General features: G+C 38.9%; 10 protein-coding genes, 1 tRNA gene and 1 pseudogene. 8 read left to right on the top strand and 4 right to left on the bottom strand.

Going from position 1 to position 13,468, the window contains the following annotated elements; all coding sequences use genetic code 11:
• Together ADICYQ_RS22495 and lpxB are read left to right on the top strand one after the other, a co-directional pair.
• Positions 1 to 201: 6-pyruvoyl trahydropterin synthase family protein (locus ADICYQ_RS22495; RefSeq protein ID WP_040417726.1), on the top strand; the 201-nt coding region annotated here is incomplete at its 5' end.
• A 29-nt stretch (positions 202 to 230) separates the two neighbouring features.
• Entirely contained in the window at positions 231 to 1,337 is a 1,107-nt protein-coding gene (gene lpxB, locus ADICYQ_RS22490; protein ID WP_020894008.1) for a lipid-A-disaccharide synthase, read from the top strand.
• Here lpxB and clpX read toward each other — a convergent pair.
• The 4 genes from clpX to ADICYQ_RS22470 form a co-directional block, all read right to left on the bottom strand.
• Positions 1,334 to 2,557: an ATP-dependent Clp protease ATP-binding subunit ClpX gene (clpX, locus tag ADICYQ_RS22485; protein WP_040417723.1), complete on the bottom strand. Its 1,224-nt coding sequence runs from the start codon at positions 2,555 to 2,557 to the stop codon at positions 1,334 to 1,336. The two genes, lpxB and clpX, sit on opposite strands and share 4 nt — an antisense overlap.
• Before the next feature lie 7 nt (positions 2,558 to 2,564).
• The gene (locus ADICYQ_RS22480) at positions 2,565 to 3,236 is read right to left on the bottom strand and encodes a ClpP family protease (protein WP_020894006.1); all 672 of its coding nucleotides are present in this window, start codon (positions 3,234 to 3,236) and stop codon (positions 2,565 to 2,567) included.
• 80 nt (positions 3,237 to 3,316) lie between these two features.
• Positions 3,317 to 4,645: a trigger factor gene (locus ADICYQ_RS22475; RefSeq protein WP_020894005.1), complete on the bottom strand. Its 1,329-nt coding sequence runs from the start codon at positions 4,643 to 4,645 to the stop codon at positions 3,317 to 3,319.
• A gap of 91 nt (positions 4,646 to 4,736) precedes the next feature.
• A tRNA-Leu gene (locus ADICYQ_RS22470) sits at positions 4,737 to 4,818 on the bottom strand.
• A 229-nt stretch (positions 4,819 to 5,047) separates the two neighbouring features.
• Between ADICYQ_RS22470 and ADICYQ_RS22465 the strand changes: the two are divergent.
• The 6 genes and pseudogenes from ADICYQ_RS22465 to ADICYQ_RS22440 all read left to right on the top strand — a co-directional run bounded on the left by ADICYQ_RS22465 (position 5,048) and on the right by ADICYQ_RS22440 (position 13,209).
• Positions 5,048 to 7,266: pseudogene (locus ADICYQ_RS22465) on the top strand (RelA/SpoT family protein).
• A 58-nt stretch (positions 7,267 to 7,324) separates the two neighbouring features.
• Positions 7,325 to 7,825 carry a Fur family transcriptional regulator gene (locus tag ADICYQ_RS22460; RefSeq protein ID WP_020894002.1) on the top strand — a complete coding sequence of 167 codons (501 nt, stop codon included), beginning with the start codon at positions 7,325 to 7,327 and terminating at the stop codon, positions 7,823 to 7,825.
• On the top strand, positions 7,822 to 8,172 hold the full coding sequence (locus ADICYQ_RS22455) for an STAS domain-containing protein (RefSeq protein WP_020894001.1): 351 nt from the start codon (positions 7,822 to 7,824) through the stop codon (positions 8,170 to 8,172). Before ADICYQ_RS22460 ends, ADICYQ_RS22455 begins: the two co-directional genes overlap by 4 nt.
• 109 nt (positions 8,173 to 8,281) lie before the next feature.
• A complete protein-coding gene (locus tag ADICYQ_RS22450) occupies positions 8,282 to 9,553 on the top strand; it encodes an adenylosuccinate synthase (RefSeq protein WP_020894000.1) in 1,272 nt (423 codons plus the stop codon).
• 258 nt (positions 9,554 to 9,811) lie between these two features.
• Complete coding sequence (locus ADICYQ_RS22445; protein WP_020893998.1) at positions 9,812 to 12,184, top strand: PKD domain-containing protein; 2,373 nt, start codon at positions 9,812 to 9,814, stop codon at positions 12,182 to 12,184.
• Positions 12,184 to 13,209, top strand: a complete 1,026-nt coding sequence (locus ADICYQ_RS22440; RefSeq protein ID WP_020893997.1) for a PorP/SprF family type IX secretion system membrane protein — start codon at positions 12,184 to 12,186, stop codon at positions 13,207 to 13,209. The genes ADICYQ_RS22445 and ADICYQ_RS22440 overlap by 1 nt, the downstream gene beginning before the upstream one ends.
• The last annotated feature ends 259 nt before the right edge of the window (positions 13,210 to 13,468 follow it).

The following is a 13,468-nucleotide window of genomic DNA, read 5'->3' as shown; positions in this document are numbered from 1 at the left end:
GTTATTGACAAAGTGGACCATAAGAACCTTAATGTTGATGTCCCTTTCATGAGTGGTAAAATGGCCAGTTGTGAAAATTTGGTAATGGAGTTTTGGAAAATTCTTCAGCCAGGGGTTAATGAAATTGTAAAGGATGGCGGACTCTTTAAGCTGACTTTATATGAGACACCAAGAAATTTTGTAGAGTACTACGGGGAATAATTACCCAACCTTCTTTAAACTACCTGCCTTTGAAATATTATATTATTGCCGGAGAGAGATCAGGAGATTTACATGCATCCAATCTTCTGCTTGCTTTGAAAAAGAAAGATCCCGATGCCGAGTTTCGAGGCATGGGTGGAGAGTACATGGAGGAGGCAGGGTGCACACTTTTTGCCCATTATAAAGAAATGGCTTTGATGGGTTTTGTGGAGGTGCTGATGCATTTTAGGAGGGTTTTCCGATACCTCTCCGCCGTAAAAAAGGACATATTGGATTTTCAGCCTGATGCATTAATTTTAGTAGATTTTGCAGGGTTCAATATGAAAATAGCAACTTTTGCTACCAAAAAAGGCATTAAAGTCCATTATTATATAGCTCCTAAGGTCTGGGCCTGGAACCAAAACAGGGCTTATAAGTTAAAGAAAAACGTAGACAAGCTGTATGCTATTTTGCCATTCGAAACGGATTTTTTTAAAAAATTCGACTGGCAGGTGGACTATGTGGGGAACCCACTATTAGATGAGATCAAAAAATTTAAACCGGAGCATGATTTTTTAAGTCAATATCAATTAGAAGGTAAGCCTCTTATTGCGCTGCTTCCGGGGAGTAGAAAGCAGGAGGTCGATAAGATGTTGACTACCATGATTGCTTTAAAAAGCAACTTTCAAGGGGTTAATTGGGTGATAGCAGGGGTACGTAATTTGCCTCCGGAGGTCTATGAAGCAGCAGAAAAGGCAGGTATTCAGGTTGTTTATGATAAAACCTATGATATCTTACTTCATGCCAGAGCAGCAGTCGTAACCTCTGGAACAGCCACATTGGAGACGGCATTGTTTAATATACCTCAAGTGGTGGTATACAAAACGAGCAAGATCTCCTATGCCATTGGAATGCAGTTAATAAAGGTTGCCTATGCCTCTCTGGTGAACATAATTGTAGATAGGGAAGTAGTCAAAGAGTTGATTCAGGGTGAATATGTTTCTGAATCGGTGGAAACTGAACTTCGAGGTATTTTTGAAGATGGCCCTAAGCGGGAAAAAGTATTGGAAGGTTATGGAGAATTGAGGGGACTTTTGGGCAATAAAAAAGCCTCGCAGGAAACTGCAAGGCTTATTATTGAAAGTCTGTCAGGTTAAGCTACCTGAAGCTTTTTGAATTTTGATTTTTCAAATTGCGTACGTGCATATTCTTCATTAATGACCAAAGTATGTTCTCCTTCTTCAGAAGGGAATTCGTACATGGCATCAGTGATGATTGCCTCGCAAATAGACCTTAGTCCTCTAGCACCCAAGTTAAATTCTACCGCTTTCTCTACGATAAAATCAATCCCTGACTCTTCAAACGTAAGGGCAACATTTTCCATTGCCAAAAGCTTAACGTATTGTCTTGTCAAGGCATTCTTTGGCTCAGTGAGGATTAGCTTCAATGAGTCTTTATCCAAAGGATCAAGGTGTGTAAGTACAGGAAGTCTACCTATAAGTTCAGGAATAAGTCCAAATGCTTTAAGGTCTTGAGCCGTTACATATTGCAACAGATTGTTTCTGTCAATCAAATCAGCATTCGACTTTTTACTGAAACCCAAAGGCTGGGTATTTAACCTCCCGGCGATGTGTCTTGCGATACCATCAAATGCTCCACCACAAATGAATAGAATGTTTTCTGTATTTACAGAAATCATCTTTTGATCAGGATGCTTTCTTCCGCCCTGAGGTGGCACATTCACTGAAGTACCTTCAAGTAGTTTAAGCATGGCTTGTTGCACACCTTCTCCACTTACATCTCTTGTAATAGACGGATTATCTGATTTTCTGGCGATTTTATCAAGCTCATCTATGTAGACGATGCCTCTCTCTGCCGCTTCTACATTGTAATCAGCAGCCTGGAGCAAACGTGTAAGGATACTTTCCACATCTTCACCAACATACCCTGCTTCAGTCAATACCGTAGCATCGGCTATACAAAAGGGAACTTCAAGCGTTTTTGCTAAAGTTTTCGCCAGGTAAGTTTTACCAGTACCGGTGTCGCCAACCATGATGATATTGGATTTTTCAATCCTTACATCATCATCATCCTGCTTTTGTCCCAGTCTTTTATAATGATTGTATACAGCTACGGTCAAGACTTTCTTAGCCTCTTGTTGACCAATAACGTATTGATCCAGGTAGGCTGTAAGTTCTTTTGGCTTCTTTAATTTGAACTTAGGTTTTTTACCTTCCTTTTTCGTTTTGTCTTCTTCCCCTAATATTTGGAAAGCTTGCTCTATACAAAAATTACAGATATGCGCAGAAATACCGGAAACCATAAGGTCTACGTCTTTCTTATTCCTCCCACAAAATGAACATGTTACTTGCGCCATTCAGATTTTATTTTACTTTTTTCGTCAATACTTCATCAATTAGGCCATATTCTTTGGCTGCTGATGCTCTCATCCAGTAATCTCTGTCAGAGTCCGTTTCAATTTGTTCAATACTTTTACCACTGTGTTCAGCAAGTATCTCATAAAGTTCTTTACGTAATTCCAGAATTTGTTTTACTGAAATTTCCATGTCCTTAGACTGACCCTGCATTCCTCCAGAAGGCTGGTGAATCATAATCCTTGCATGAGGCAAAGCTGCTCTTTTACCAGGTGCACCACCAGCAAGCAATACTGCTCCCATAGAGGCCGCTAATCCAGTACAGATTGTACCTACTTCTGGGTTGATGTATTGCATGGTGTCATAGATGCCTAAACCTGCATATACAGAACCACCTGGACTGTTGACGTATAATAAAATGTCTTTTTTAGCATCAACAGACTCTAAGAACAACAACTGAGCAGTGATGATATTTGCAATATGATCATCTACTCCTGTTCCTAGAAATATAATTCTGTCCATTATTAACCTTGAAAACACATCGATTTCCCGGAAATTAGTAGGACGTTCTTCAATGACTGCTCGAGTCATGTTTTCCACAGAATTAATATATTGGTCAAAGGTATTGCCACTAATGCCCTGTCCTTTGACTGCGAATTTTCTGAATTCCTCTTTATACATTTTTGCTTTTCTCTTTGTTAATGTTACAAAAATAAAAAAGCCCTTAGATAAGGACTTTTTATTAACAAAAATTTTAAAAATTAGTTTTCGAGAAGCTCTTTAAACTTTTCAACTCCTATTTTTTCTTCTTTCAGATTGACCTTGCTTTTGACAAAATCAAGTACTTTTTCATTTTGAACGGAGGTCATCATCTGCATGTAATTCTTGCCCTCATTACCCTGAAGGTAATTTTGCAAGAACATATCCATATTGTCCTCAAGTTGTGCTCCCATTCCTGATGAGGCCAATTGCTCACGAATCATTTCCTTGGTTTTTTCCATGACATCTTCATGCTCAGCCTTGATATCGTTGTCTTTTGAGATCTTATTAGATATCAAAGACCAAGTCAGTTGCTTTGCATAGGCAGGAAATTCCTTTTCTACATCTTCGTTGCTAACTTTACCTTCATTGGCTCTTATAAGCCATTCTTTTAGAAATGCTTCTGGAAGGTCAAGTTTATGATTAGAGATAAGACCGTCTTTGATCTGCTCTTCATTGAATACTTTTATTTCTTTTTGATAGTTTTCACTTAAGATCGTTTTCACTTTCTCAAGGAAAGCCTCTTCAGTAGAAACTTGGTCAGGACCAAATACCTTATCGAACAATTCCTGGTCTAATTGTGCTTCTTCCGTTCTGTTAATATTTTGAACAGTAAAAGTGAAGTCTCCTTTAAGATTTTCAGCAGCTTCTTTACTAATGTTTAAAGCTTCTGAAATTTCACCTTTTATAGCCTTGGAAGGATCGAAAGAGATTGTGTCTTCTTTTTTAACGCCAATAAACTTTTTAACAGTTCTGCCGTCCAAACTAGTTAATGGTAAAGAAAGCGTTTCTTCGTAAGAACCATCATCTGCTTTTAGGTCTCCATAAAGAAAATCATTTTCTTCACTGACCTCAGGATTGGTCATTTTACCGTATTGCTTTTTGATATTGTCAATAGCTTCATTCACTTCCTTATCAGAAAGTGCTATCTCATATACCTTAGCATCAATTTTTTGGTCAAGATTTAGTTCAATGTTTTCGACGAAACCTATTTTATAACCAAATTCAAAATCTTTTTGGTTTTTCCAGTCGATACTTTTGCTGTCTTCTTCAGAGGGTAAAGGATCACCCAATATTTCAAATTCCTGTTCTTTTAAAAAATCATTAAGGGATTTGGACAAAATGGCATTAATTTCTTCAACTAATACTGAGGTGCCATAAAGATTTTTAACCATTGTAAAAGGTGCCTTTCCAGGTCTGAATCCTTTAATGTTGGCTTTTTTTGCATGATCTTTAATTTTAGCATCAACCGTTTGTTGATAATCTGCTTCCCCAAGTTTTATTTTCACTGAGGCTTCATTGGCAGCATGTTTGTCTAATGTAATTTCCAAGGGATATGAATTTAATGTTTACCTATAACAAAAACCCTCCATCCTGAAATACCAAAATGGTAGAAATCAAGATCGAGGGATTTAATGGGTGTGCGGATGGAGGGACTCGAACCCCCATGCCTCGCGGCGCTAGATCCTAAGTCTAGTGCGTCTACCAATTTCGCCACATCCGCAAATAAATAAATAAATTGTCTATTAATATTACCTTATGTAATAAACGGGAAAACAAATTCCATAATCCCTGTCTATCTTTAGAACCAAGTCTACTTGAAGGCTTGTTTTTAATGTGGATGCAAAGGTAATAATCAATTTTAAAGTTTCAATAGTTTTGTCAAAAATATTTTAAAATATTACTTAAGATTTTGATTCCTAAGTCTAAAAATATTTTATAACTTGTATCGTATGATCAAAGTTGATATAGAAGAAGAGCGCAAAGAAATCCTTAAACGTTATCGCAAACTTTTACGACTGGCTAAACCTTTGCTTAAATCAGGGGATGCCAAGTTGATCAAAAAAGCTTTTAATGTAGCGAGTGAGGCGCATAAAGAAATGAGGCGTAAATCCGGAGAGCCTTATATATACCACCCATTAGAGGTGGCACTTATCTGTGTAGAAGAAATTGGCTTGGGTACCACAAGTATCGTTGCAGCACTGCTTCATGATGTTGTTGAGGATACCGACATGGAGCTGGAGGATATTGAGAGAGAATTTGGGGTCAAGGTAGCCCAGATCATCGATGGCCTCACCAAAATAGCAGGCGTATTTGACTATGGCTCTTCTCAACAAGCAGAGAATTTTAGGAAGATGCTGCTTACGCTTTCTGATGATGTGCGGGTAATCCTTATCAAATTAGCCGACCGGCTAAACAATATGCGAACCCTTGATTCAATGCCAAGGCACAAGCAATTGAAGATTGGCTCTGAAACCAAATACCTATATGCCCCATTGGCACACCGTTTAGGCCTGTATTCTATAAAATCCGAACTTGAGGACTTGCATCTTAAGTTTATGGACAATGAGGCCTATGAATACATCTCTAAAAGAATCAGTGATACCAGGGTTTCCCGAAACAAGTTCATCAAAACCTTCATTACTCCTATTGAAAATGAGTTGCAAGCGCAAGGGTTTAAATTTGTAATTAAAGGAAGGCCAAAGTCTGTTTACTCTATCTACAATAAGATGAAAACTCAAAACATCCCTTTTGAAGAGGTGTTTGATTTGTTTGCCATTAGGGTTATCATCGACACAAGTTATGAGAATGAAAAAGCGGCTTGTTGGCAGGTTTATTCAATTGTCACTGATTTTTATCGTCCCAACCCCAACAGATTAAGGGATTGGATAAGTACCCCTAGAGCAAATGGTTACGAGTCTTTGCATACCACAGCCATGAGTCAGACCGGGCAGTGGGTTGAGGTTCAAATCAGAACCCAACGAATGGATGACATCGCTGAAAGAGGGTATGCTGCCCATTGGAAATACAAAGAAAAGAAAATGCCCCAGAAAAAGCAGCCGGTAGCCTGGATGAGTGGATTACTCAAGTGAGGACCTTATTGGAAAACAATGATGGTTCTGCTATAGAGTTTATGGATGATTTCAGAGGCAACTTATTTCATGATGAGGTTTTTGTTTTTACCCCAAAGGGAGACCTCAAAGTGTTGCCTTTTGGAGCCACAGCATTGGATTTTGCTTTTGAAATACACACTGAAGTAGGAGGGAAATGTATTGGGGCCAAGGTGAATCAAAAGCTTGTTTCCATAGGTCACAAACTAAAAAATGGGGACCAGGTAGAAATCCTCACCTCCAATAAGCAAAGACCCAATGAGGATTGGTTAAAGTCGGTAGTAACTTCCAGAGCAAAAGCCAAAATAAAAGATGCCCTCAAGGATGAAAAGAAGGGCTTTATGCTGGATGGGAAGGAAATCGTGCAAAGGAAACTCAAACAAATGAAGCTGGACTTTTCCTCAGAGATAGTGGAACAGTTAAGAGCATTTTTCGAAACCAAAACCACATCAGAGTTTTATTATAAAGTTGGGAAAGGAATCATCGATGCTACTTCCATAAAAAGTTTTAAAGACTTTAAGCAGCAGAAGAAAGCTAAAAAAGGCCCACAGGTAAGTTGTACAGACGAAAAATCATTTACCAAAGAAATTAAGAACTTAAAGGGGCCTGACCATGATCAGTTATTGATTGGTGAGGACATGGATGTGGTGGATTATGTTTTGGCAAAATGCTGTAACCCTATACCTGGAGATGTGGTTTTTGGATTTGTAACGGTCAATGAAGGTATAAAAATTCATAGAACAGCTTGTCCCAATGCACTAGAGCTTATGTCGAATCATGGCAACAGAGTGATTAAAGCACGCTGGACAAGTCAACAACAAATAGCATTTTTGGCTGGTTTAAAGATCATTGGAACGGACAGAGTAGGCTTAATCAGTGATCTTACAAAAGTTATTTCCAATGAATTAAAGGTAAACATGCGTTCAATTACGGTAGATTCAGATCGGGGGATTTTTGAAGGAAGCATCAAACTATATGTCGATAGCACCAATCATCTTGAAAAACTAATCGACAATTTATCCAAAGTACCGGGCGTTCTTAAAGTGTCTAGGTTTGATTAGCGGAGTTAAACCACCCATTTTTAAATAAGAACAGTATATTTGTAAAAAAAATGAAAGTATGGCTTCAATTGAAAGTCTTTACGAAAAGGTAAAGAAAATATTCACCGCCTATTTGGAAAATAAAAAGCTGAGGAAAACACCGGAAAGGTATGCGATTTTAGAAGAGATATATAGCAGGGGAGGGCATTTTGATGTAGAAGGGCTGTATATAAGTATGAAAAACAAAAACTACCGCGTGAGTCGGGCTACAGTTTATAATACCCTTGACTTATTGGTAGAGTGCGATCTTGTCACCAAACATCAATTTGGTAAAAACCTTGCGCAATACGAAAAGTCTTATGGATATAAGCAACATGACCATTTAATTTGCACGGAATGCCATCAGGTAAAAGAGTTTTGCGATCCTCGCATTCAAAATATCCAAAATACTGTAGGTGAAATATTAAATTTTAATATTATTCATCATTCTCTTTTGCTTTATGGCAACTGTACAGATGAGAAATGTGAATACAAAATCAATCCTCCGGCAGAAAAAGTTAAAATAAATTATAATCGATGAAAGCAGAATTTCATTCCAATATAGAAAACAATACTTTGCTGCTAAAGATCAAAGGAGATTTGATCGGCGATGATTCAGGGCCTCGATTGGTCGGGCTGGTTTCAGATGGATTACAGGATGGTGTAAAAAATTGTGTAATAGACCTCAGTGAGGTCAGGTATATCAGTTCCAGCGGAATTGGCGTATTGATAACAGTGCTTACCAAAATGAGAAATGCTGGTGGGGAAGTTTATCTTGCCTCTCCTTCTGAACATGTCAAAAAATTGCTCATTATCACAAAACTCAATAATATTTTCAACGTCTATGATACTTTAGACGAGGCACTAGAGCAAGTAAAATTAACATAAAGCTACATTTGTATAATAAAATTTAGCCGGGAAGTTGTAAATTTTTATAAACATGGCAATCTTCACGGCTAATTTTGATAGAAGGCTATAATACTTATTTAAAAATAAAATGAAAATGGACGTTCTTTTAGGTCTCCAATGGGGTGACGAAGGCAAGGGAAAAGTAGTGGACTATCTAGCGCCAAACTATGAAATGGTAGCCAGATTTCAAGGGGGCCCCAATGCCGGTCACACCTTAGAGTTTGACGGGATCAAACATGTTTTGCATCAAATTCCAAGTGGAATCTTTAGGGAAAACATCCAAAATATTATTGGTAATGGTGTAGTCCTTGACCCAGTAGTTTTGAGGAAGGAAATCCAAAACTTGGAAAAGTTTAACATAGATTTCAATAAAAACATGGCCATTTCTAAAAAGGCCACCATCATACTGCCTACCCATAAATTATTGGATGCAGCTTATGAGAAATCCAAAGGGGATAAAAAGATTGGTTCGACCTTAAAAGGAATAGGACCGACTTATCAAGATAAAATTGGCAGAGTTGCTTTAAGGGTAGGGGATATGTTGTCTCCTGACTTTGAGGAGAAATACCATGAGCTGGTTAAAAGACACAAGTCAATATTGAACTATTATGATTTCAGTTTGCAAGATTTACCTGCATTAGAGGCGGATTTCTTTAAAGCGGTGTCATTTTTCAAATCACTTAGACTAGTTGAAACAGAGTTTGAGGTAAATGCAGCCTTGAAATCAGGGAAAAAGGTCTTGGCCGAAGGCGCACAAGGTTCTCTTTTGGATGTTGATTTTGGTAGCTATCCTTTTGTTACGAGTAGCAGCACTATGGCAGCTGGAGCTTGTACAGGTTTAGGCGTTCCACCATCAGCTATAGGTGAAGTGTTTGGGATTTTCAAAGCTTATTGCACCCGTGTGGGCAGTGGCCCTTTTCCTACCGAACTATTTGACCGAGATGGGGAGCAAATGCGGAAAGATGGAAACGAATTTGGATCCACTACAGGTAGACCTAGAAGATGTGGATGGTTGGATCTTCCAGCACTTAAATATTCAATCATGATCAATGGGGTTACCCAATTGTTTATGATGAAAGCAGATGTGCTTAATGGATTTGAAAACATTAAAATTTGCACCGAATACAAACTTGAGGACGGTGATACTACAGATGGGCAATTTTTGAATGGCACAACTGAAGGCATTCAACCTGTTTATGTTACTATGAAAGGGTGGAATTGTAGCCTTTCTGGAATTAGTGACTATGAAGATTTCCCTGAGGCACTTAAAGCGTATGTAACTTTTCTAGAGAAAGAATTACAAGTTCCTATTAAGATGGTGTCTGTAGGTCCAGATAGAAAAGAAACGATACTTAAATAAAGCTTTTTATTAATACTTATTTTAAGGCTTCTTCCTAACTATCAGGAAGAAGCCTTTTTTATTTATTTTTTAATTGATTAACTTAAGTCCCTAATGGTCACATTAAACTGCGGGATTTGTAAAGGCCTACACCAAACCCTTCTCTATAAGTGCTGTAATCGATAGGCAATAATAAAGGAGTGGCAGTTTTTAAAGTGATACCATCAAAATAGTAGGGGCTTATGTGAAGTGTTTTTTTATGCGCTAAAGAAATGATCAATGCCGAATACCTCCAAAGTTAATTTCGAGGAACCGGCTTCAGGTACAACTATGAAAGGTATTCTTGTTTGTTTTTTAACGCTATTATTACTTTCCACTAAACTGTATGGCCAACAAGGCTTTCCTTATTGTGAATCTTTTCAGTTGGCAATAGAAAGGAATGAGACGGTTTTGGGTGGTCATGCTAAAATTACCGATGGCGTACTTAGGCTTACAGATGCTACAGGCGATCAGAATGGTTTCGTTTACATTAACATCCCTTTTTCTTCAAGTTTTGGTGTAAAAGCTTCCTTTGAATACTTTAGTTATGGAGGAACTGGTGCTGATGGGTTAACAGTATTTCTATTTGATGGAGCCACGTCTGTTTTTTCACCTGGTGGGTTTGGAGGATCCTTGGGGTATGCCATGAATGGAAGTGTGGGTGGATTATCCAACGCTTACATGGGGGTGGGCTTTGACAGCTTCGGTAATTTCGGTAATAACTCAGAAGGGAAAACTGGAGGATTTCCTTTTGGCGATAACATTTTGCACTCCAATGCTATCGTAATACGTGGACCAGGTGATGGGTACAATGGTTACCGTTTTATTACCGGTGTGAAAACCAACGAAGGAGGAGCTTATGGACTTCCTGCAGATCAAAGATTCCCTATTAGTTCTGGTGGGCCAGGTACCAAGAGGGTAACAGACCCTGAGAAAAAGGGTTACCGTAAAGTTATTTTTAAGTTGAGACCAAAAAATGGAGGCATAGGTTTCAACCTGGATGTAGACATGGTTTTGACTACTGTTGACGGAAACCCCAGGGAAATCACATTAATGGATAATATAGACTACCCTTACCCTTCACCGAGAACGCTTAAAATTGGTTTCGCTGGGTCCACAGGAGGGGAGACCAATATTCACGAAATCAGGAATCTCTTAATAGAGGTTGCAGATGAAGACAACCTAAAACAACCAACAACTAGTCTGGTCGAAGAAGTAATGGTATGTGAAGGTCAGGAGAATCAGCTTGAAATTCCAGGCGTGAAATTCAATTTGCCAAATAAAGATTCACGGATTAGCTGCCTGAGGTTTTATGAATCGATGAAAGAAATAGAAGATATTGAGACAGATCCCTGTCTTGTAGGAGGCTGTAGTGAAGGAGAGACTGTCCTGACGGTTCCTCAGGGAACTTTTCAATACGCTGGAGAAGGTGCTTTGTTTTCGTTCACTCCCAATTCCGGTTCCACAGGGGAAGATGTTCAGGTTTATTATACCATCACTGATAATTATGGTAAAACTTCTAATGGAAGCTCCCTAAAGTTAAAAATATTGGTTAGTCCCGAACCAATAAATATTATGGTCAATGACCTTCCGCTATTGAGTAAGGATGCCTGCCCAGGTGAAGTGGTGGATTTAAGCGTCTATACTATAGGAGACATTCAACAGTACATTTGGTACAAAGATGGCGAACAGTTGGAAGGTTTATCAGAAGCTTCTATAACGGTTAACGTTCCGGGAGTATACCATGCCAAGGTCATTGCTAGTAATGGCTGTCCTTTGATCTCGGACCCTATCACCATATCCTTCCCTGAATTTCCTGATTTGGAGGTGGTGAATACCATATATGGATGTCATCCAAGTTTGTTTCCTGATATAAGAGACTATGTTTCGGATTTTGATGCTGATTTATATGATTATCAAGTAGAAGATGAGTTGGGCATTTTTTATATCAACGAGGATGTGCTAAACCTTAAGAATGAAGGGCTGTTTTTTTTAAGAGTAAAGCCCAAGTCTCTGGAGTGTTGGTCAGAGCCACTTACTTTTAGGGTGAGCTTGCCGGATGAGGCATTGGAAGCATTGTCTGACTATGTGTTAAATACCACTGGGAATAAAGAAGAGTCGGAGGATGGGATTTTAGCCATAGACCAAATTCGGTTCATTGACCTGTCTACAGGGAACCCGCAGAAATGGCTTTGGGATTTTGGCGATGGCACTACCAGTGAGCAACGTTCGCCTGTTCATGTGTTTGGAGATAAAGGAGAATTTCTGGTGACCCTAACAGTCGAAACAGGGCCAGATTGTGCGGCCACTTATGAATTACCTATTACTATAAGAAGGACCTATAGGGTTATGTTCCCTACAGGCTTTACGCCTTCGCGTGAGGAGGATGATTTTTTTATCCCTAAAATGAAAGGTATCGTAGCCATGGACTTGAAGATATTTAATATCTGGGGGGAGTTTTTATTTCAGACTAAAGCCATAATTGATCCCGGCTGGGATGGGACTCTTAATGGGGAACCCCTTCCGCCAGGCACCTATATATATAGAGGGGATTTTGAAACGAACAAAGGAGAGCTTGTTACAAGGTCTGGAAAATTTCTTTTGATAAGGTAATGGGAGGGAAAATAATTTTGATCGTTTTTCTATTAAGTATTAAGGTTGGGCTTGCTCAGGCGCAGGACATGCAGTTTTCACAATTCTATGCGGCCCCTATTTATTTAAACCCTGCTTTCACAGGAAGTACTGAATGGACCCGGGTGGGAGTGAATTACAGAAACCAATGGCCAGGGTTGGATAGGAGCTTCAATACCTTCTCTGCTTATTTCGATCATTTTATAGATCATAAGAACAGTGGGGTAGGAGTGATTGCGAATGGTGTCCGCGATTCTTTTTCGCAAGTTCAAAATATGGAGATTGGTTTGACTTATGCCTACAGAATCAAACTGGGTGAAGAAAGCTTCCTTCATTCGGGGGTTCAAGCAAGCTTTGTCCACCGGAACGTAAATGTTGAAAGTATTATTTTAGGGACGCAAATAGACATAGATAGAGGGGTAGTGGTGGGAGATGGTGTCAATTGGGTGACTGATGTGAGCCAGAGAAGTCATGAAGACATCAATGCAGGCTTGTATTATTATGACGAGAGGTATTGGTTGGGGGTGTCTGCACACCATTTAACACGTCCTCACATTTCGTTCCTTCAAATGGAGGACCATAGGCTCCCTATACGTTACTCGGTTCATGGTGGAGTCACTTTTGATTTATTTAGTAATAATATAGGAGATGTTATCAACAATACTTTACAAGAGAGAACCCTTTCTCTTGCCTTTAATTATAAGCGGCAAGGTTTGTTTGACCAATTGGATGTGGGGGCTGAATTCTTTTATGCGCCACTCATGCTTGGAGTATGGTATAGGGGATTGCCTACCAAACATAATTTACCAAACAATGAAGCGATCATAGCACTAGTAGGATTTTCATTGCCCAATGATCTGCAGATTGGATATAGTTTCGACTTTACTGTTTCTAAACTGGCTTGGAGGAATAGTGGAGGCTCCCACGAATTGTCGATTCGTTACACTTTTAGGAATTACAAACTGGGTAAAAAGCGAGACAGGGAGATCCCAGGGTTTAAATATTGAGGGGTGAAATGTTTTTGTGGTTGATTATCAGTTGTTTTATGTATTTAAGTGGTTTTTCTTTGATGTTGGTATGGATAAAGTGGAAAAAATGTTGCACCTTTGTCATCCCAAAAGCGGGTAACGAGAAGCGAAAAAGTCACTTAGAAAGTTCTCAAAAAATAAAATCAAATAAGTTTTTGCAAAGTTAATTTTTCCTTTTATCTTTGCACTCCCTTAACGAAAGAGTCAGAAAACGATCTGGCAAAAACGGGGTCAAAAC

Origin of the sequence: Cyclobacterium qasimii M12-11B (genome assembly GCF_000427295.1) — a bacterium.
GTDB classification, from domain to species: domain Bacteria; phylum Bacteroidota; class Bacteroidia; order Cytophagales; family Cyclobacteriaceae; genus Cyclobacterium; species Cyclobacterium qasimii.
Note: the sequence above shows the minus strand (reverse complement) of the source record. Positions and strands in the feature narration are given on the sequence as shown.

Coding starts and splice junctions, on each gene's coding strand:
- clpX (WP_040417723.1), bottom strand. CDS start 2,557: ATGGCGCAAGTAACATGTTCATTTTGTGGGAGGAATAAGAAAGACGTA.
- ADICYQ_RS22480 (WP_020894006.1), bottom strand. CDS start 3,236: ATGTATAAAGAGGAATTCAGAAAATTCGCAGTCAAAGGACAGGGCATT.
- ADICYQ_RS22460 (WP_020894002.1), top strand. CDS start 7,325: ATGGCTTCAATTGAAAGTCTTTACGAAAAGGTAAAGAAAATATTCACC.
- ADICYQ_RS22455 (WP_020894001.1), top strand. CDS start 7,822: ATGAAAGCAGAATTTCATTCCAATATAGAAAACAATACTTTGCTGCTA.
- ADICYQ_RS22450 (WP_020894000.1), top strand. CDS start 8,282: ATGAAAATGGACGTTCTTTTAGGTCTCCAATGGGGTGACGAAGGCAAG.
- ADICYQ_RS22445 (WP_020893998.1), top strand. CDS start 9,812: ATGCCGAATACCTCCAAAGTTAATTTCGAGGAACCGGCTTCAGGTACA.
- ADICYQ_RS22440 (WP_020893997.1), top strand. CDS start 12,184: ATGGGAGGGAAAATAATTTTGATCGTTTTTCTATTAAGTATTAAGGTT.